The 19293-nt window shown below is 65.8% G+C and carries 17 protein-coding genes; 6 read left to right on the top strand and 11 right to left on the bottom strand.

Translation table 11 applies throughout. The features are described from left to right. Positions 1–19: 19 nt before the first annotated feature. From DAD99_RS15205 to mtrA, 6 genes are all read right to left on the bottom strand, one after another. Entirely contained in the window at positions 20–1285 is a 1266-nt protein-coding gene (locus tag DAD99_RS15205; protein WP_193342180.1) for a winged helix-turn-helix domain-containing protein, read from the bottom strand. A 32-nt stretch (positions 1286–1317) separates the two neighbouring features. Further along, the gene (gene hpf, locus DAD99_RS15200; protein WP_193342179.1) at positions 1318–2043 is read right to left on the bottom strand and encodes a ribosome hibernation-promoting factor, HPF/YfiA family; all 726 of its coding nucleotides are present in this window, start codon (positions 2041–2043) and stop codon (positions 1318–1320) included. Positions 2044–2188: 145 nt separating this feature from the next. Next, positions 2189–3007, bottom strand: coding sequence for a ComF family protein (locus tag DAD99_RS15195; protein ID WP_227008043.1), 819 nt, complete (start codon positions 3005–3007; stop codon positions 2189–2191). A gap of 255 nt (positions 3008–3262) precedes the next feature. Further along, positions 3263–4957 (bottom strand): LpqB family beta-propeller domain-containing protein, encoded by a 1695-nt coding sequence (locus DAD99_RS15190; protein WP_193342178.1) that lies wholly within the window; start codon positions 4955–4957, stop codon positions 3263–3265. 20 nt (positions 4958–4977) lie between these two features. Next, positions 4978–6825 (bottom strand): MtrAB system histidine kinase MtrB, encoded by a 1848-nt coding sequence (gene mtrB / locus DAD99_RS15185; protein ID WP_193342177.1) that lies wholly within the window; start codon positions 6823–6825, stop codon positions 4978–4980. Next, positions 6797–7471, bottom strand: a complete 675-nt coding sequence (gene mtrA, locus DAD99_RS15180) for an MtrAB system response regulator MtrA (protein WP_056343773.1) — start codon at positions 7469–7471, stop codon at positions 6797–6799. The genes mtrB and mtrA overlap by 29 nt, the downstream gene beginning before the upstream one ends. Positions 7472–7800: 329 nt before the next feature. On the opposite strand from mtrA, the gene DAD99_RS15175 reads away from it, so the two are divergent. From DAD99_RS15175 to DAD99_RS15150, 6 genes are read left to right on the top strand one after another with little or no spacing between them, the layout of a single operon-like run. Next, positions 7801–8883 carry a hypothetical protein gene (locus tag DAD99_RS15175; protein ID WP_193342176.1) on the top strand — a complete coding sequence of 361 codons (1083 nt, stop codon included), beginning with the start codon at positions 7801–7803 and terminating at the stop codon, positions 8881–8883. Next, positions 8873–9529, top strand: coding sequence for a DUF4129 domain-containing protein (locus tag DAD99_RS15170; RefSeq protein WP_193342175.1), 657 nt, complete (start codon positions 8873–8875; stop codon positions 9527–9529). The genes DAD99_RS15175 and DAD99_RS15170 overlap by 11 nt, the downstream gene beginning before the upstream one ends. Further along, positions 9526–10791, top strand: a complete 1266-nt coding sequence (locus DAD99_RS15165) for a DUF4350 domain-containing protein (RefSeq protein WP_227008042.1) — start codon at positions 9526–9528, stop codon at positions 10789–10791. Before DAD99_RS15170 ends, DAD99_RS15165 begins: the two co-directional genes overlap by 4 nt. After that, positions 10788–11789 (top strand): MoxR family ATPase, encoded by a 1002-nt coding sequence (locus DAD99_RS15160; protein WP_185261035.1) that lies wholly within the window; start codon positions 10788–10790, stop codon positions 11787–11789. Before DAD99_RS15165 ends, DAD99_RS15160 begins: the two co-directional genes overlap by 4 nt. 11 nt (positions 11790–11800) lie before the next feature. Continuing rightward, positions 11801–13093, top strand: a complete 1293-nt coding sequence (locus DAD99_RS15155; protein ID WP_193342174.1) for a DUF58 domain-containing protein — start codon at positions 11801–11803, stop codon at positions 13091–13093. A gap of 41 nt (positions 13094–13134) precedes the next feature. Further along, on the top strand, positions 13135–13848 hold the full coding sequence (locus DAD99_RS15150) for a DUF4166 domain-containing protein (RefSeq protein ID WP_193342173.1): 714 nt from the start codon (positions 13135–13137) through the stop codon (positions 13846–13848). A 35-nt stretch (positions 13849–13883) separates the two neighbouring features. Here the strand turns inward: DAD99_RS15150 and DAD99_RS15145 are convergent, their stop codons facing one another. The 5 genes from DAD99_RS15145 to DAD99_RS15125 all read right to left on the bottom strand — a co-directional run bounded on the left by DAD99_RS15145 (position 13884) and on the right by DAD99_RS15125 (position 19200). After that, positions 13884–14894: a hypothetical protein gene (locus tag DAD99_RS15145; protein ID WP_193342172.1), complete on the bottom strand. Its 1011-nt coding sequence runs from the start codon at positions 14892–14894 to the stop codon at positions 13884–13886. Continuing rightward, complete coding sequence (locus DAD99_RS15140) at positions 14885–15271, bottom strand: chorismate mutase (RefSeq protein WP_185261039.1); 387 nt, start codon at positions 15269–15271, stop codon at positions 14885–14887. Before DAD99_RS15140 ends, DAD99_RS15145 begins: the two co-directional genes overlap by 10 nt. A 121-nt stretch (positions 15272–15392) precedes the next feature. Beyond that, complete coding sequence (locus DAD99_RS15135; protein ID WP_193342171.1) at positions 15393–17108, bottom strand: ABC transporter ATP-binding protein; 1716 nt, start codon at positions 17106–17108, stop codon at positions 15393–15395. Beyond that, a complete protein-coding gene (locus DAD99_RS15130) occupies positions 17105–18118 on the bottom strand; it encodes an ABC transporter permease (RefSeq protein WP_193342170.1) in 1014 nt (337 codons plus the stop codon). The genes DAD99_RS15135 and DAD99_RS15130 overlap by 4 nt, the downstream gene beginning before the upstream one ends. Further along, positions 18118–19200: an ABC transporter permease gene (locus tag DAD99_RS15125; protein ID WP_185261042.1), complete on the bottom strand. Its 1083-nt coding sequence runs from the start codon at positions 19198–19200 to the stop codon at positions 18118–18120. Before DAD99_RS15125 ends, DAD99_RS15130 begins: the two co-directional genes overlap by 1 nt. Positions 19201–19293: the final 93 nt, after the last annotated feature.

The following is a 19293-nucleotide window of genomic DNA, read 5'->3' as shown; positions in this document are numbered from 1 at the left end:
GAATTCTGGCGTTTTTAGTCTACGGGAGAGACACAGGCCACGCGGCCGGTGTTCCCTGAGAGCGGAGCGGGCCCGCACGGTGGTGCAGGGCCCCCGTGAGGGACTCCGCCAAGTCGCCGACCGGGCTGACCACAATGTCGTCCAGCTCCAGCCATCCGGCCATCAGCTCCAGCTCGGCGGCGAGTTCGACGGCGGTACCTGGCGGTGCGTCCGGCTCACCGTACGCGGACCTGACCATCAGTTTTCCTGCCGCACGGTCCGCTTTAAGGTCCACCCGCGCCACGATCGTCTCGCCCAGCAGGAAGGGCAGGACGTAGTACCCGAAGCGCCGGAGGTGCGAGGGCGTGTAAATCTCGATCCGGTAGTGGAACCCGAAGAGCTCCTCCAGCCGGCGCCGTTCGAAGACAAGGGAGTCAAAGGGGCTGAGCAGGGCCCGCCCATCTGCCCGCCGCGGCCTGGCTGCGGCGGCATGGACATATACCTTTCGGTCCCAGCCCACGACAGCCACCGGCTCCAGCCTCCCCATGCTGACCAGATGGTCCACCGAAGCAGCTGCCGCCTTGACGGGCGTTCGGAAGTAGTCCGCGAAACACTTCACGGTTCCGATGCCATGGGCCTGCGCGGCGGCGTCGATGAGCCGATGCATGGCCTCAACAGGGTTCGGCGTGACTTCGAGGGCAAGCCGGCGCGGCAGTACCTTGGCCGTCAGCGTGTATTTTCGCTCGAATTGTTCGGTTCTGGACGCCGCGGAGATGGTGCCGGCCTCGAACAGGTCTTCAAGCACGCGTTTAACGGCGTTCCAGTTCCATCCCCAGTTGTCGTCCCGCCGGTCCTCCACATGCCCGATGTTCGCCGTCAGTTCCACGGCTGTCATGGGCCGCCCTTTGGCGAGGGCGCCGAGGATCTTTCCGGCCACGGCGTCGCGCAGTTCCGGGTCCATGTCAGATGCCCCCACCCACGTGCGTTTCTGCCACAAGCGGAGGTCCTGGAAGTGCTCGGGCCGGATGAAACTGGCCTCGTGCGCCCAGTACTCCATCATTCGTCTGGGAGGCGAGCTGGCCATCCGCTGAAGTATGTTGCGGTCGTAGTTGCCGAGCCTTGAAAAGAAAGGCAGAAAGTGACTGCGGGACAACACGTTGACGGAATCGATCTGGACGAGCTGGATCCGGGCAAAGGTACGGCCCACCGTCCGTAGGGTCACGGGGCCGGCGGGCCGTCCTTTGTCGAGTCGCTGAGCTGCCAAGGCGATCCGCCGTGCCTGGTTAAGGCTCAGCGTCGCTGGCACATCAGTCCTTTCATTGAGAGGCGTAAAGCGACCTAGATCTTTGCAGCCTCGTCATCGGAGCGGTAGGCGAGGATTTTTTCTTCGACGGCCGTTTCCCCTGGCTCGCATTCGTGGTCCAGGGTAATCACTCCGTAGGTCCAGCCACGGCGCCGGTAGACCACCGAGGGCGTGTTGGTGGCTTTATCCACAAACAGGTAGAAATCGTGGCCCACGAGCTCCATGTTGTCCACAGCATCGTCAAGGGTGAGGGAGGCCGCAGGGAAGACTTTGCGCCGGATCAGTACAGGAGAGTCCCCTGCCGGGATGTCGTTCTCGACCTCGTAGGGCGATCGTTCAACAGGTGCTGCCTGGGGTTCGCTGCGATGGCTCGCCTCGACGTAAATGGGCTCGCTGGTACTTGCGGGTTCCAGTGACGCGGTGGCCTCACGAACTGCCTTGGGTGTGTGACGCCCGTGATGGACCTTTTTGCGGTCCTTGGCGCGGCGGAGACGTTCAAGGAGCTTGGTGTAGGCGAGATCGAACGCAGCGAATTTGTCTGCGGCGCTGGCTTCGGCACGGATTACGGGTCCCCGGCCCAGAACCGTCACTTCAACGGTGAGCTGGTCGCCGGTCTGCCGTGCATTCGTTTCCTTGGAAACCTTCGCATCTACCCGCTGGACCTTGTCGCCAAGTGACTCGATCTTCGAGATCTTTTCACCGGCATATTCGCGGAATCGGTCCGAGACCGTGAGATTTCGTCCGCTGATCATAAACTCCATGGTGCCCTCCAAATGACTTCGGTGACACGACGGCGACACTTCCCATGGGCCGATCTGATTGACAGTCAAGCCCCTTTCCGAGCCGCCATCGAAAGGTACAACTTGTTCTTGGTACCCACAACCGACGTTAGTTCATGGTCACCTGTTATTCATCCTTTCTTCGTTTATTTTTTTCTAAGACGGGCCGCTTTCCGCCGGCTCCCGGGCCGGGCGATTCGCCGCCAGCTGAATCCGGCGGGCGTGTCGCTGCGAGGACCACAGCCCCCACCACCACGGCGCCGCTGAGGTGGAGCGCGCGGGCTGCTTCCGCCACTGTGGCCCCTGTGGTGAGCACGTCGTCGACAATGATGCACATGCGGCCGGACACTCGTGCGCCCTGGCGTCCCGGGACTTTCAGGGACCCCCTGACCCGGCTCGCCCGGGCACCAAGGCCGAGTCTCTTTTGGCCTCCAGGCAGCCGTTCCAGTGCGGCGCGCCGCACTGATTTCCGGATCACGTCAACGACCGGCACCCCCGGAAGGGTGGTCCCCCGCCGCAACTCTGCAAGCAGGAGGTGGACCGGGCTGAAGCCCCTCTTGACGTAGCCCGCCGTACTGCTGGGCACCGGAACCAGGCAGACGCCGTCGACGCCGGCCACGGCCGCGGCGATGCTCCGCCCCAGACCCCGCGCCAGGACAGACGTGAGCTGGAGCTGGCCATGGCTCTTGAACGACAGCACGGCCTGTGCCAACTCCTCGCGGTACACCCCCGCCGCCACTACGGGAAGGATCAGGCCGCCGTCGACCTTCATCAGGGCCGGCGCCTGTTCCTCTGCCCGGAACGGGTGACTGGTCAGCAGGCGCACCTGGCGTTCGCACATGACGCACAAGGCCAGGTCCTCCGCGCCACAGCAGACGCAGTCCACAGGGATGGCAAGTGCCAGCAACTCCGCGGCGGCGGCTCCCATCTGTTCGGCGGCCCGCAACCAACGGCAACTGTAGCCGCCGCGATGTTTGGCGTGCACCGCAGGGGGCAGAAGGTCCGGATCCAGGCTTGCAGCACTTCTGGCAGGACTGTCCTCGGCGCGACTGGCAGCACCGCCCTCGGAGCTGCGCGCAGGAGAGCGCAGGACAGGAAGGTGCCGAGCGGGAGGACGTGCGGGCTGAGCTTCGGTCACACCCCATGGTGGCCTCTCGGCCGCGGCCCCGGAACCCCCAGGCCGCGCTATGTGGACAGCACGCTAGCCGGGGAATGATGGGTCGATGGGACCCTTGAGCTGGGGCGACCAGCCGTTGCCCAGACGCTGGAAAATGCCCTCGGCCGACTGGCCGTAGATTTCCTCCAGCCCGTTGCCGGCGCTGAGCCACACCAGGCCAGGCCAGGGCGCCAGCTGCTGGGGTTGCCCGGAGGTGAGGGACAGCAGCTCCGGCGTAACGTTCGAGCCTGCCGATGACTTCATCACGGCAACTGTGGTGTCGTTCACCCAGACGCCCTGGTCCGGGTCGCCGGAAGCCACCAGGGTGATGGGGGCAGTCAGTTCCCGGGGAGTCCCGTCGGCATTCCGGATGATCCCGGCAATCTGCACCGTCGTTTTGCCGTTCTGTTCCGAAATGACCAGCGCCCGGACACCCTCACGGGAAATCCTCAACTCCTTGACAATTCTTCCGTCCAGCCAGGACGGCGTGAGGGTAACGGTGGGAACAGCGGCGCCTTCGGCCACCCCGATGGGCCGGTAGGCGACCACCTCAGTGCCCCCGGTGGCTCCCGGCCCTGCGGCCCACACCCAGTCATGAAGACTGAAGGAAGGGTGCGTGATGGTGGTGCGAGTTGTCAGCGCCCGGGCCGGCTGTCCCGGCACCATGCTGAAGAGCGTCGTCCGGCTGTCGTTAAGGAAAGCCACGGTCTGGGACACCGGAGATTCCGCCGGGTAGCGCGGCCCGAGCGCGGACACAGGCTGCATACCCGGCAGCGGGGACACCCTGTTGTTCTCGTAGCGAACCAGCTCATTGCCGCTGACGGCGATCTCGCGGACCGGCACGTTTTTGTCCCGCACCGGGGGCAGCACGGAGCCGTTGTCTTCGACCCGGACCAGGTCCTGGTTGGCGTGCAGCTCCACATTAACGACGTCGGGCTGGCTGCGGAATGTGAGTGCAAGCTGTGTCTGCATCCGGAGCCTGTCCTCCGTGGACGCCTCCGTGAGTTCCTTGGCGGTGAGGTCCACCTGCGCGGCTCCTGATACCACCGGAACCGATTCGCGGGCAAGCTTGATGCCGGACGGGAAGGCGCTCACCACGGCACCGCGAAGGTACGGCGCGGGGCCGGCAAGCAGGGCGCTGGTCATGGCTTTGACGGTCTTGTTCTTGATGAACCAGCGGACGTCGGGCACTGCATATGTGAAGCTGGGATCGTAGAAGTAGATGGGGTAGGCCCCGTAGATGACCTTGAAGGTTTCCTCCGGTATCGCGGTTCCGTCCGGGATGGCTGAGATCCGCCATTCGCCGTCCACCTGGGTGAGCGTGGCCGGGATGTTCTCGATGGTGCCTTCGGGCATCTGGGTGGCGATGCCGTCAATATCTACGCTGTAGGACACGTCCAGCTGGTAGTTGTAGACGTTGTCGACGCCGGTGCCCACCACTTTCGCCTCGCGGTAGACCAGTGCGCGCTGGTCCGGTTTCCAAGACACTGACGCTGCCTGCGTCAGGTATTCGCGGGCCACCGCGTAGTCACCCTCGTAACCGGTACCGGCACGGTAGAAGTAATCAATGATGTTTTCCGGAGTAGCGCCGGCCTGGGGCGCGGCCGGGAGGAATACCGGTGCATTGACGTTTCCGGCGCTGCCTTCCGCACTCTTCCCCACCGGCCCGGCAGTGGGAATACGCGCGCACGAAGCCAGCAGCAGCACAACAACGAGCAGCACAACGCTCCTCTTCAGCATTATGCGCACTCCTCGTCCCATCATGAAGACTCCTTCGGCGTTCCTGGTCCCAGGACCAGCACGTTCTTGGCGTGAGGAAGCTCGGGGAGGATGATGTCCTCCGGCTCAAGTTGTACGGGTGACCGGTCGATCTCCTCGCCCTGGCGCAACGGAATGGTCAGCCGGAAGTTAGCCCCTCTGCCCTTGTTTCCCCATGCCTGCAGCCAGCCATTATGGAGCTTGGTGTCCTCCATGGCGATGGACAGGCCCAGGCCGCTGCCTCCGGTGGTGCGGGCCCGGGCCGGATCCGCACGCCAGAACCGGTCAAACACACGGGCGGCCTCGGCAGGAGTCATGCCGATCCCCTGGTCCCGGACAGCTACCCCCACCGCTGACTGGTTGGCCGCCACAGTCACGATAACCGGCCTGCCTTCGCCATGCTCCACAGCATTCAGGATGAGGTTCCGCAGGATCCTGTCGATCCTCCTGGCGTCCATTTCCGCGACAATTCCCTCGGCGGGCGCCCGGAGGATGATCTCAGAGCCGTATTCGGCAGCGACGGGCGCCGCCCCGTCGATGACGTGGGCAATCACCTGCAGGATGTCCTCGGGCTCGGCGTCGAGCATGGCCACGCCGGCGTCGAAGCGGGAGATCTCGAGAAGATCGGCCAGCAGGGATTGGAACCTCTCCACCTGGTTGTACAGGAGTTCGGCGGAGCGCTTGTTGATGGGGTCGAAGTCGTGGCGGGCGTCGTACAACACCTCCGCGGCCATCCGGACGGTGGTCAGGGGCGTGCGGAGTTCATGCGAGACGTCGGAAACAAAGCGCTGCTGCATCTGGGAGAGCATGGCCAGTTGGGTGATCTGCTCCTGGAGACTGGCGGCCATGTGGTTGAACGACGCCCCGAGGCGTGCCACCTCGTCCTCGCCCTTGACCACCATCCGCTCCTGCAACTGGCCGGCCGCGAGCTTCTCCGACACCAGGGCAGCGTGGCTGACCGGGCTGACCACGTTGCGGGTGACGTACCAGGCGATGGCCCCGATCATCAGCACCAGCACCGCGGCGCCGGCCAGGAGGACACCCTGGATTTCGTCGAGCGTCTGCTGAGCCGTGTTGACGTCATAGATCAGGTACAGCTCATACACAGTCCCGTTGAATGTCACAAGGTTGCCCACGGCGATGCCCGGCCTGTCCTCGGTACCTACCGGAATCACGGTGGATGCCCAGTACTGGTCCTTGCCTGATGCCTGGACTGCCGTACGGAGTTCAGGCGGGATGACGCTGACGGTCAGCTGGTCCGACGCCCGCGACTCCACCCAGCGGTTCCTGGGCTTGGTCTGCTCGGGTTTGGCTTCGAAAACGTAGCGGCGCTGGATGACGGAGCCGCGGCCTTCCACGGCGTTCAGAGTGTCATAGACCAGGGTGATGACGCTGGACTGGTCCGTGACCTGGGCGCCGTCGAACGTCTCCTGGACCTGCTTGACGTAGTAACGGGTTTCGGATTCCGCCTGAGTCAGGCGCTCCTGGAAAAGGTTGTTGGCGATCTGGTTGGACAGGTAGGCGCCCACGGCACCAAAGGATGTCACAGCCAGCAGCAGGGTGGTGAGGACGGTCCGGAACTGCAGGGACCGGCGCCAGCGCCGACGCATGGACCGCCCGACAAAACGGACCGCAGGGAAGAAACGGGTCACACCGATCTGGACAAGGCGGCCCACCCGCAGCCCCACGATGACTCCGCGGCGCCGCCAGATCCGTGCCCGGAACGGCAGCGTTGCCAGCTCCGCCGGCAGCGCATCAGTATGCTCCGGGCCCTTCGCAGCGGGAAGGTCCGGGGCGCGGTGCCCTTCTGGTCCTGAGGGCTCAGGAACCTGCTTTGTAGCCGACACCACGAACCGTCAATACAACTTCGGGAGCTTCCGGATCCCGTTCAATTTTTGACCGGAGGCGCTGGACGTGAACGTTGACCAGCCGGGTGTCCGCCGCATGGCGGTAGCCCCAGACCTGCTCCAGGAGCAGCTCGCGGGTGAACACCTGCCATGGCTTCCGGGCCAGTGCTACGAGGAGGTCAAACTCCAGGGGCGTCAGCGAGATCCGCTCATCGGCACGCTTCACGGTGTGGCCGGCCACGTCGATGGTGATGTCTGCGATCCGCAGGGTTTCAGGCGCCTTCTGGTCGCCGGGCCGCAGGCGGGCACGCACCCGCGCCACCAGTTCGGCGGGTTTGAAAGGCTTGGGCACGTAGTCGTCTGCGCCCGATTCAAGGCCGCGGACGACGTCGGACGTATCCGACTTGGCGGTGAGCATCACGATGGGCACGTCCGATTCGGAACGGATCTGCCGGCAGACCTCGATTCCGTCCACGCCGGGAAGCATGAGGTCAAGCAGCACGAGGTCAGGCTTCGATGAGCGGAAAATATCCAGCGCCTGGCTGCCGTCGGCGCAAAAGACCGGCTCAAAGCCGTCATTGCGCAGAACAATCCCAATCATTTCGGCCAGCGCTTCGTCATCGTCAACTACCAGAATGCGTGCCTTCATAGTTATATGTTCCCTTATTGAACAGGGTTTGTCCTGTTCAACGGGCCTTACGGCATGGCGCCACGCTATGACCTCCGACGGCGGAACTATAGGCTGGCAATACGCGGACAGTCCCGCACGGGGGAAGGAACAGGGTGCCCAACCAGGATCCGAACATGCAGCAGCCGAATCCTGCCGGCGAGGCTGGGAGGAGCCAGCCGCCGGGGAGCCTGCCTCCGTGGGGTCCCCCGCCAGGTCCGGAACAGCATTCCTGGGGCGGTCAGCCGGTTTGGGGCACACCTCCGCACAACCCGTACGGCGGCCCGCCGCCCTTCCAACAGCCCCGCTACGTGGCCCCGCCCAAACCCGGCATCGTTCCCCTGCGCCCGCTGATGTTCGGCGAGATCCTGGACGGCTCCTTCCAGGCGATCCGGCGCAATGCCAAGGCCATGCTGGGCGCCGCGCTGCTGGCGCAGACACTCGCCGCAGTGCTGACGGCAGTCCTCACGGCATTTTCCGCCACGTCGGCGGCGTCGCTGGAAACCTGGGCGGAGGGACTGACAGAGCAGGATCTGGTGCCGGTGGTGCTCACCTTCGCGTCCGGCGTCGTGCTGGTCTCGGTGCTGACCGTTTTCCTGTCGGCGGTCCTGCAGGGCGCCATGGTGGTTCCGGTCGCCAGGTCCGTCCTCAACCGCCCCACTGGTTTCAGGCAGATGTGGGCACTCGCGCGGTCCCGCGCGTGGGCACTGATCCGCCTCGCGGCGCTGCTGGTCGGCGCCGGGCTCGTCGTAGCGCTGCTGTTTGCGGCGCTGGCAGTGCTGCTGGTCAGCACGGTGGGTGGAATGGGCGCCCTGATCCTGATCCCGCTGGGTCTCGTGTGCTTTGTGCTGTACGTGTGGGTCTTCATCAAGCTCATGGTGGCTCCCGCTGCCGTGGTGGTGGAGGAGCTCGGGGCGGTGGCCGGCATACGCCGCTCCTGGGAACTCACACGAAACAGCTGGTGGCGGCTCCTGGGCATCACGTTGGTGGTGGGCATCATGGTGGGGGTTATCGCCCAGATCGTCACCATTCCGGTCTCTCTTCTCTCCGGCTTTTACACCGGCGTGGTCTCACCGCATGGTGGTGCCGAGCAGGCTACGACGGCGGCCGTGGTGGCGGGCGTTGCCACCGCGATCGTTGGTGCGATGGTGGGAGCGGTGGGGTTCGCTTTCCAGACATCCGTTATGGCGCTGCTCTACCTTGACCTCAGGATGCGCCGGGATGGACTGGATATCGCCCTGCTCCGGTTGCTGGAATCGGGCGCGGATCCCGACGGCGTCCCGGGCCGCGGCGTCGCGGTCTACAGGGCAGGACCCGGCCAAACTCCGCGGCCGCCCTACGGGGGACCGCCAAACGGAACGCCACCGTTCGGGGCATGGCCCGATGGCCGCTGAACCACCGGTCCTGCCTGGCCGCGACGAGGCCCGCCGCTGGGCCGAAGAAGAACTTGCCAAGCCGGAATACCGTGACGCGGCCCCCGGCTGGCTGGACAGCGTCTGGGCGGACATCCTGGATTGGCTGCGGTCCCTGGACGGCGGGTCCGGCCCGGACAGCACCGTCGCTGCGCCTTGGATCGGCGTGGCCATCGCCGTGCTGATCGGCGCGACGGTCATCCTGGCCCGCCCGCGCCTCAATGCAAAAGCCAAGCGTGCCGCAGACGTGTTCGACGCCGATGCAACAGTCAGTGCCACGGCCTACCGCCAGCGTGCGGAAGCCGCAGCCGCGGCCGGCGCCTGGAGTGCCGCCGTCGTGGACTGTTTCCGTGCGCTGGTGCGCACGGCCGAGGCCAGAACGGTTCTCGACGCGCGGCCCGGCCGGACCGCCGACGAGGTGGCACACGAACTGGCCACGCCGTTTCCGTCAGAGGCCGGCCGCCTGACGGAAACCGCGCGTACCTTCGACGGGATCCGCTACGGCAATGAATACGCAGACCAGGCTGACTATGCCGCCGTGCGCAGGCTGGACGTCACCCTGCAGTCGCTCACGCCGGCGAGCGCGGCCCTGCCCGCTGAACGTGACGAACCGGCGGTTCCGCGATGACGCAGGGTCCCACCACGCAGAACCCTTCGCTGGATCGCCTGACGCCCAACCTTCTGACGCAGAGTGCACCGGAGGCACAGCCGGGTTTCGCCCCTGCACTCCAATCGGATTCCGGGTCGGATTCCGGGTCCGGTACCGCTTCCTGGCTCCGGCGGCACCGCGGCGGGGCAGCGATCGGCGCGGTGTCCGCCGTTGGACTGGCGGTGTTCATTTCCACCCAACTCGCGTCCAAGGGCGATTCCCTGCCCTTGTCCGTCCACAACGCCGGGCCGGCCGGCGCCAGGGCGGTCAGCGAGATACTGGGCCGCCACGGAGTCGAGGTCCAGGATGTTGAATCCTTTGACTCGGCCACCGCGGCACTCGCGGACCGGCCAGGTGCCACCCTGCTCCTGTACGACCGGAGCGGGTTCCTGGACCAATCCCGGCTGGAACAACTGACGGCAGGTGCGGGACGCGTGGTGCTGGTGACGCCGCGGCTCGGCACGCTGAAGGCCCTCGATACCGGCATCAGCCAGGCGGGAGTGGTGCCGGATTCAACGGTGCTCCTGGCACCGGGCTGCGATCTCAGCGATCCCGCCGCGGCCGGTGCTGTGTCCGGAACCGGCGGCTTCCTGTACGACGGCGGCACGGTGTGCTTCAGCCCGCCGGGAAGCACCGCCGGGCTGCTTGCCCGCACGGACGACGGCGGCCTGACCGTCCTGGGCAGCACCGCCCTCCTCAACAACGGCGGGCTTGCCGACCCTGGCCATGCCGCGCTGGCCCTGCGGACGCTGGGCAGCTCAGGGGACCTCGTCTGGTACCTGCCCGGACTGGGCGACGCGGCCGCTGCGGAGTCAACGCAGACACTTGATGATCTTGCCCCTGACTGGGTGGCTTTCCTGGGGCCGTGGCTGGTTTTTGTGGCCGTGCTCGCCGTCGTATGGCGGGGGCGCCGCCTGGGCCCGCTCGTCTTTGAACCGCTGCCTGTGGTGGTCAAGGCCGTGGAGACCGCCGAAGGCCGCGCGCGCCTCTATCAGGATTCCCACGCACTGGACCGGGCGCGGGACAACCTTCGGGCCGGCACCCTGGTTCGTCTGGCACACGCCCTTCGGGTTGGATCCGAGGCCACTGCCGACGACGTGGTGCAGGCAGCGGCCCGGCACCTGGGCCGGCCGGCCACCGGCATCAGCGGCCTGATCCAGGAAAGCCCCAGTACCGCAGCCAGGCTGGTGCAATGGTCACAGGAACTGGACAAACTAGAGAACGAGGTCAGGACCCGATGAACGAACCGTATGGCGCCCCGCAGATCATGGACACTTCCCCGCGGACGCCCGATCCCGCCCGGCAGGCCCTGCTGGATGTCCGCCACGAGGTAGCCAAAGCCGTAGTGGGCCAGGACGCCACCGTCACGGGACTCCTGATCGCGCTGCTGTCCCAAGGGCATGTGCTGCTCGAAGGCGTGCCCGGGGTGGCCAAAACACTCCTGGTACGGGCGCTGTCCGCCGCGCTGAGCCTGGACACCAAACGCGTACAGTTCACCCCTGACCTGATGCCCGGCGACATCACCGGTTCCCTGGTCTACGACTCGCACACCTCGGAATTCAGTTTCCGCGAGGGGCCGGTTTTCACCAACATCCTGCTGGCCGACGAAATTAACCGGACGCCGCCGAAGACGCAGGCCTCCCTGTTGGAGGCCATGGAGGAGCGGCAGGTCTCGGTTGACGGCGTGTCCCGGCAACTGCCGGGGAACTTCCTGGTGGCGGCAACCCAGAACCCCGTGGAGTACGAGGGGACCTATCCCCTCCCCGAAGCCCAGCTGGACCGGTTCCTGCTCAAGCTCACAATGCCGCTGCCCGGCCGGACTGACGAGGTGGAGGTGATCCGGCGGCACGCCGCCGGCTTCAATCCGCGCGACCTTGCTGCCGCCGGTGTCCGTGCGGTTGCCGGCGCTGAGGACCTCGAACGGGCACGGCAGGGTGTGGCCACCGTTGCCGTCGAACCGGAAATCATCGGCTACATCGTGGACCTGGTGCGCGCAACGCGGCAGGCGCCCTCGTTCCAGCTGGGCGTTTCGCCCCGCGGCGCGACTGCGCTGCTGAACACCTCCCGTGCCTGGGCGTGGCTGTCCGGCCGCAGCTTCGTCACCCCCGATGATGTCAAAGCACTGGCGCTGCCGTGCCTGCGCCACCGGGTGGCCCTGCAGCCTGATGCCCAGATGGACGGGGTCCGCGTGGACGATGTCCTGGGCAGCATCCTGGCGTCCGTCCCCGTCCCCCGCTGATCCGCTCGCACATGGCACTCTCCGGACGGTTCGTGTTGCTGGCACTGCTGGGCCTGGTGCCGGTACTGCTGTTCCCCGGCGGGGGAACAGTCCTTGGCGTGATCGGCGCGCTCGCTGCCCTCCTGAGCCTGGACCTTGTACTGGCCGCGTCCCCGCGGGCCATCATCGTCACGCGCGCCGATCCGGGCAACGTAGCCCTGCACGGCATGGCTTCTTCGGTCCTCACCCTGCGCAACGGTGGCCGAAAACGGCTGCGGGCCACCGTCCGGGACGCATGGCAGCCGTCTGCCGGGGCCGTGAATCCAGTCCAGGACCTGGACATCCCCGCACTGGAAAGCCGCCGGATAACCGTCCGGTTGCAGCCGGTCCGCCGTGGCGACATGGCCGCCCGGCACGTCACTGTCCGCTCCCATGGACCCCTTCGGCTTGCGGCACGCCAGCGCACATTTGACTGCAGCGGCCTCCTCCGGGTCCTGCCGCCGTTCCATTCCCGCAGGCACCTGCCGTCGAAGCTCAGGAAACTCCGCGAACTCGACGGCAAGGCCGCCGTACAGATCCGGGGTGCCGGCACCGAATTCGACTCGTTGCGGGACTACGTCCGCGGGGACGACGTCCGGTCCATCGACTGGCGCGCAACCGCCCGCCGGTCCGCCGTCGTCGTCCGCACCTGGCGCCCGGAACGCGACCGGCGTGTGGTGATCATGCTGGATACCTCACGCACGTCAGCCGCGAGGATCGAAGACGAACCCCGGCTGGATACCGGCATCGAAGCGGCACTCCTGCTGGCGGTGCTGGCCGAGCGTGGCGGTGACAGAGTGGATTTCCTGGCCTACGACCGCCGTCCGCGCGCCAGGGCCGGCTCCGCCACCACCGGCAACCTCCTGGGCCAGCTGGTACAGGCCATGGCGCCCCTGGAGGCCGAACTGATTGAGCTTGACTGGTCCAGCCTTCCGGGCCAGATCCGGGCGGTCTCCGCACACCGGTCCCTGGTGGTGCTGCTGACGGCCCTGGACGGCGGGGCACCGGAGGAAGGGCTCATTCCCGTAGCCGCGCAGCTCGCGCAGCAGCACGTTGTGGTGGTGGCCGCTGTCCGTGATCCCAGGCTGGGGCAGATGCTGCGTGAGCGTGAGAACGCCGCCGGCGTATTCCGGGCGGCAGCGGCTGAACGCGTACTCCTGGAACGGGCCGCGGTCAGCGCCGAGCTCCGGCACCACGGGGTGGAAGTGGTGGACGCGGAACCACACCACCTGCCGCCGCAGCTTGCCGACATGTACATCCGGCTCAAGGCTGCCGGTAGATTGTGAATCACCGCAGCGCCGCTGACGGTACCGGCCGGGAGGTCACCATGAACGTCCCTATTTACCGGCAGGCCCTGGGCGAGGACTACCACCGGCTGCAGCCTGAACTGCAGGAGTACTTTTCGCTGGCGCCCGGCTCGGGGCATTACGGCGTCGGAGAGGGCGTGTTCGATGTTGTGGGCTGCCGGCAGGCCTGGTTGCGGCCTCTCCTCAAGCTCACCTCCGGCGAGGACGCGTTTTTCCCGGATTACGGTGAAGGCATCCCCTTCCGGATTGAAAACCATGCGCACCAGGATCCATTCGGCCGCTCCAGCCTGACCGCCCGACGGGAAATCCGTTTCCCAGGGCACGTGCGGATTTTCCAGGACACCACCAGCCTCGTGGATTCCGACGGCGGCCCGCGGCTGGTGGACTACCTGGGCCGTTTCCGGCGCATGGTGACTGACCTCAAGCTCAGTGTGACGGAGGAGGGCAGGCTGCGCGGCGTTTCCGACGCGTCCCGGCTGTTCATGGGACCCCTCCGACTTCCGCTGCCGGCCACCGTTGACGCCAAGGCGTACGCCGAGCAGTGGTGGGACGGCGATGCCGGCGAGCACGGTCAGCACCGGATCCAGGTCAAGGTCATCCAGCCACAGATCGGGCTGGTCCTGGTCTATGCGGGCGGCTTCGACTACCGCCTGCGTCCCTACATTGGCGGCAGTTCGGCGCAGAGTTTCCTGCCCCGCTACGCCCGGCCGGACCGTTGGGAAAACCGGACGTAGCCGTTGGCCGTAGTGCGTTCAAACGGCGGGCCCGCTCAGCCGTGTGCGCGCTGGTTCAGTCCGTCGGCCACCTGGGTGAGCCGGCCCAGCACCGCTGTGGCGGTGACTGGCGTATGTCCGGAAAGTCCCGCCGAGGGGGTGACCCGGATACTGCCCAGGGACGACGCCGGGAGCCCCAGCTCGTGCCATGGCCGCCAGACAGACTCCACCACATCGGCCACCCTGGGCAGTGTGCCGCGGCTAACGTCCAGGGCGCCGGCCCAGATCCGTTTGCCTGCCTCCACCGCTGCGGCCAGCTGCTCCCATTGCCGTGTGGTCAAAGCCCTCAGCGGCACGGCCACGCCGTCGGCACCGGCGGCAATGATCCGGTCGATGGGGGCCTCAATTTCAGGCACGGAGATAACGATTTCGGCGGCCCCCGCGGCGCGCAGTGCCTCGATCACCATCTGCCAGGACTCGGTGACCTCCTGGCCACCCACCGCCCGCAGCGTGCGGTAACCGCTCGACGTCGGAATAGTGCCGGCCAGTACGGCGGCAATGTCAGGCTCATCGACCTGTACCACCAGCCGCGCGCCCGGAACCGCGCTGGAGATCCGGGACAGGTAACCACCAACCCCTGCGGCAAGTGAGTCGGCAATGTCCCGGCGCGCGCCGTAGTCGATCAGTGCCCGTTCACCGTTGTGCAGGTGCAGCCCGGCGGCAAGACCCAGCGGTCCCAGCAGTTGAACCTTTAGTTCGGGGGCCGTGGTGTCCTCGGCGCCCGCAACGTCGGCAAGGACGTTGATGTCCGTGGACAGTGCCGACGCGGCCCGGCGGAAATCCTTGCCGGGACGGTCCACCAGCCGCCAGCCGTACGGCTGGACATCCACGGCCATTTCAACCAGGAGTGCGGCTGTCCGCCCCAGGGCGTCGGAGCCGACTCCACGGTCCGGAAGCTCCGCCAGGAACGGCAGGTGCGGGCTGCCGAGCTCGCCGCGGATAATGCGGGCAGCCTCCACGGGGTCCTCCCCCGGCCAGGGCCCAAGCCCGGTGGCAGTTACTTCCACTCTGCAGCGGCCTGGTGGTCCTCGGCGATGGCTTCATGATGCCGGATGACCTCGCCGATGATGAAGTTCAGGAACTTCTCCGCAAAGGCGGGATCGAGGTTTGCATCCTCTGCCAGCCGCCGGAGACGGGCGATCTGGGCGGATTCCCGGCCGGGGTCCCCTGCGGGGAGCCGGTGCGCGGCCTTGAGGAAGCCCACTTTCTGGGTGGCCTTGAATCGTTCAGCCAGGAGGTACACCAGGGTGGCGTCGATGTTGTCGATGCTGGAGCGGATGGACAGCAGTTCCGCCATCACCGAGTTGTCCACCTGGCCTGCCAGCGAACTCGCGGCGGCATCGTAGGTGTCGGTGTCGGGAACATCGTGGTTTTGCTGCGTCATGGTCCAAGTCTATGGGGCCGCCGCGGAAATCCTTCCGGTGTTAAGCGGCGGACGGACACCCCGCCTGATGGGGCGGGATGTCCGTCTGGTGGTGCCGCGGATGTGGGGCCGCCGGTGGTGCTTACTGCGCCAACAGCGCCCGGTGTGCTTCCCGGCGTCGGGCCTGTTCGTCCGGATCAGGGACCGGCAGGGAGGCAATCAGCCGTTTGGTGTAGTCGTGCTGCGGCGCGCCCATCACCTGGCTGCCGATGCCCTGCTCCACGAGTTTGCCCTTGTAGAGGACGCCCACCCACTGCGACAGAATGTCCACCACCGCGAGGTCGTGGCTGATGAACAGTGCCGCAAACCCGAACTCGGCCTGGATTTCCTTGAAGAGTTCCAGGACCTTGGCCTGCACCGAAACGTCCAGGGCCGACGTCGGCTCGTCAGCGATGAGCAGCCGCGGGTTCAGAATCAGTGCCCGCGCCAAAGACGCCCGCTGGCGCTGCCCGCCGGACAGCTCGTGCGGGTACCGTTCAGCGTACGACGCCGGCAGCTGCACTGATTCGAGCAGTTCAGCAACGCGTTTGCGCGCCTGTGCCGGGCTCGGGTTGGTGTGGATGATCATGGGTTCCGCTACGCAGTCGCCGATGGTCAGCTGCGGGTTGAAGGACGCGGCCGGATCCTGGAAAACAAAGCCGATGTCCTTCCGGAGGGGCTTGAACGTGCGCTCCTTGAGGTTCAGCATCTCGTAGCCGAGTACCTTCAGGCTGCCGCCCGTGGTCCGGTTCAGGCCGGCGATGGCCCGGCCGATGGTGGTCTTCCCTGAGCCGGATTCGCCCACCAGTCCAAAGACTTCGCCCTGGGACACGGTGAAGCTGACCCCGTCCACGGCCTTGAAGGCCGGCGTTCCCAGCCTGCCGGGATACTTGACGGTCAGGTTGGTTGCCTCCACCAGCACCGGCGATTCCTGGTGGGCGCGTTCCAACAGGCCCTCCGAGGCCGAGTTCCGGCCCAGGTGGGGAACGGCGGCCAGCAGCTTCTTGGTGTAGTCCTCTTTGGGTTCGGCAAACAGCACCCGCACCGGCGCTTCCTCCACCACGTCACCCTGGTACATCACCACCACGCGGTCCGCGAGATCGGCCACCACGCCCATGTTGTGGGTGATCAGCACGATCGAGGTGCCGTACGTGTCCCGAAGATCCCGGAGCAGCTCCAGGATTTCGGCCTGGACCGTGACATCCAGGGCCGTGGTGGGTTCATCGGCCACAATCAGTCCCGGGTTCAGGGCAAGCGCGGCGGCGATCACCACGCGCTGCTTCTGGCCGCCGGAGAACTGGTGCGGATAATAGTTGACCCGGTGTTCCGGATCCGGGATCCCCACCTTGCGCAGCGCTTCAATGGCACGGGACTTGGCCTCCTTGGCCGAGACACGCTTCCCGCCGGCACCGCCGATGTGGGCACGGATGCCCTCGGCAATCTGCCAGCCCACGGTGAACACGGGGTTCAGGGCCGTGGAGGGCTCCTGGAACACCATGGCCACATCGCGGCCGCGGATCTGCCTCAGCTTCGCGGCGCTGACGCTGATCACGTTGTTCCCGTTGATCAGCACGGCGCCCCCGCTGGTGGCGGTCTCCGGCAGCAGCCCGAGGATGGTTTTCGCGGTCACGGTCTTCCCCGAGCCGGACTCGCCCACAATGGCCAGGACTTCGCCGGAGCGGACGTCGAGGCTCACATCCTTCACGGCGTAGACGTCTCCGCCGTCCGTGGCGAAGGTGACTTTGAGTCGGTCGATCTCCAGTACGGGCTGGTCTGCCGGCCTGGACCGGTCAGATACCGCATCAATATTGATGGTCACAGTCCTCTCACATCCGCTGCGATGGCAGCCTGCGCGGCCGCGGTTGATGGTCCCGGGGCACCCTTGGCGCCCGCAGCCTTACGCCCGCGCAGTCGCGGATCGTTCAGGTCGTTGATGCTTTCACCCACGAGGGTGAGGCCAACCACCGTCAGTACGATGGCGATGCCGGGGAACACACCGGTCCACCAAATACCGGAGGAGGCATCGGACATCGCCTTGTTCAGGTCAAAGCCCCATTCAGCGGCGGAGCTTGGCTCGATACCAAAACCGAGGAAGCCCAGGCCTGCCAGTGTGAGGATGGCTTCGGAGGCGTTCAGCGTGAAGATCAGCGGCAGGGTCCGGGTCGCGTTGGAGAAGATGTGCCTCCTTATTATCCTGGCGCTGGAGGCGCCAACAACCTGCGCTGATTCCACAAACGGTTCAGCCTTGAGCCGGATGGTTTCAGCGCGGATCACGCGGAAGTACTGAGGCACGAACACTGCAGTGATGGCGAACCCGCAGGCCAGGATTCCGCCCCAGAATCCAGACTGTCCCTTGTTGATGGCAATCGACATCACGATGGCGACGAGGAGCGTCGGGAAAGCGTAGATTGCGTCGGCAATGACCACCAGCACGCGGTCCAACCAGCCGCCGAAGTAGCCGCTCACCAGGCCGAGGAACACCCCCAGGAAGATAGACATCAGCACGGCAGCAACAATCACCGCCAAGGCTGTCTGCGATCCCCAGATCACCCGGGACAGCACATCGTAGCCGCCCACCGTCGTTCCCAACAGATGCTTGCCACCGGGTTCGGCCTGCGCCGGGAACGAACCGGCGTCATCGGAAATCTGGGAATACCCGTAGGGCGCCAACAGCGGCGCAAAGATCGCAGCCACGACAAATACGGTACAAAGAACGACGCCGATGAGCAGCATGGTGCGTTGCAGGCCAACGCTCTGGCGGATGTGGGACGAGACCGGAAGCCGGTCCAGCAAGGACTTCTTTGTTGGTTCCCTTGATGTGGTGCCCATCAGTACCTCACTCGCGGATCAATCAGGGCCGCGGCAATGTCCACTGCGAAGTTGGTGATCGCCACAATGACGGCGAGCAGCATCACGATGCCTTGGACTGCCACAAAGTCACGCGCAGTGAGGTACTGGGCCAACTGATAGCCCAGGCCCTTCCACTCGAACGTGGTTTCCGTCAGCACCGCACCGCCGAGCAGCAAGGCAATCTGCAGACCCATCACCGTGATGATGGGGATCAGTGCAGGCTTGTAGGCATGCTGGGTCACCAGTCGGTATTCGCTGACTCCACGGGACCTGCCCGCCTCAACATAGTCCTTGCCCAGTGTGCCGATCACGTTGGTGCGGACCAGGCGGAGGAAGACGCCAGCGGTCAGAAGGCCCAGCGCGACGGCGGGAAGAACCGCGTGCTGGACGATGTCACCGAAGGCCGACAGGTTGCCGCTGCGCAGTGCGTCCAGCCAGTAGACACCGGATGGCGATGCGAGCCTGCTCATGGCCAATTCCGTTGTGGTGGAGGCGCGTCCGGCCACCGGGAACCAGCCCAGGCCTACAGAGAATGTCAGCTTCAGGAGCAGGCCTGCAAAGAAGACAGGGGTGGCATAGCAAAGGATGGCGAACATGCGCAGAAAAGCATCAGGAACTCTGTCGCGCTTGTGGGCGGCAAACATACCCAGCGGAATTCCTACGAGCAGCGCCACCACAAGGGCGTTGATGCTCAGTTCCAGGGTGGCGGCACCAAATTTGACCAGCATCTCGACCACAGGCCGGCCATCTGAAATGGTCCGGCCGAAGTTGCCGGTGGCGATGTTGCCAAGGTACTCGATGTATTGAATGAAGAGGTTCCGGTCATAGCCGGCCTGGTGAACCAAGGCGTCAATTTGTTCCTGCGGAAGGCGTCCGCCCTGGGCAGCGGTAATGGGATCGCCGGTGATCCGCATAAGAAAGAAAACGAGGGTGACGAGGATGAAGATCGTGGGGAAAATCAACAGGAAGCGAATCAGGATATATCTCCCGAGGCCACCTCCCGCAGATTTGGAGGTGGGGGCCGCTACCGTTGGCGGCGGCGCATCTATCAATGTGGCCATGCTGAACCTGCTTGGTCTGGAAAGCGAAAAGTGTTGAGCCAACACGTAGGAGGCAGGGCCGGCCGGCCCTGCCTCCTACGCAGGTGCAACAGG

It is taken from the genome of Pseudarthrobacter sp. AB1, assembly GCF_014926485.1.
Taxonomy (GTDB): domain Bacteria; phylum Actinomycetota; class Actinomycetes; order Actinomycetales; family Micrococcaceae; genus Arthrobacter.
This window is presented reverse-complemented; position numbering and strand designations above follow the sequence as displayed.

Bases quoted from the DNA above. Each gene is read 5' to 3' on its own strand.
- hpf (WP_193342179.1), bottom strand. From the start codon at position 2,043: ATGGAGTTTATGATCAGCGGACGAAATCTCACGGTCTCGGACCGATTC.
- DAD99_RS15190 (WP_193342178.1), bottom strand. From the start codon at position 4,957: ATGCTGAAGAGGAGCGTTGTGCTGCTCGTTGTTGTGCTGCTGCTGGCT.
- mtrA (WP_056343773.1), bottom strand. From the start codon at position 7,471: ATGAAGGCACGCATTCTGGTAGTTGACGATGACGAAGCGCTGGCCGAA.
- DAD99_RS15170 (WP_193342175.1), top strand. From the start codon at position 8,873: ATGGCCGCTGAACCACCGGTCCTGCCTGGCCGCGACGAGGCCCGCCGC.
- DAD99_RS15165 (WP_227008042.1), top strand. From the start codon at position 9,526: ATGACGCAGGGTCCCACCACGCAGAACCCTTCGCTGGATCGCCTGACG.
- DAD99_RS15160 (WP_185261035.1), top strand. From the start codon at position 10,788: ATGAACGAACCGTATGGCGCCCCGCAGATCATGGACACTTCCCCGCGG.
- DAD99_RS15155 (WP_193342174.1), top strand. From the start codon at position 11,801: ATGGCACTCTCCGGACGGTTCGTGTTGCTGGCACTGCTGGGCCTGGTG.
- DAD99_RS15150 (WP_193342173.1), top strand. From the start codon at position 13,135: ATGAACGTCCCTATTTACCGGCAGGCCCTGGGCGAGGACTACCACCGG.
- DAD99_RS15140 (WP_185261039.1), bottom strand. From the start codon at position 15,271: ATGACGCAGCAAAACCACGATGTTCCCGACACCGACACCTACGATGCC.
- DAD99_RS15130 (WP_193342170.1), bottom strand. From the start codon at position 18,118: ATGGGCACCACATCAAGGGAACCAACAAAGAAGTCCTTGCTGGACCGG.
- DAD99_RS15125 (WP_185261042.1), bottom strand. From the start codon at position 19,200: ATGGCCACATTGATAGATGCGCCGCCGCCAACGGTAGCGGCCCCCACC.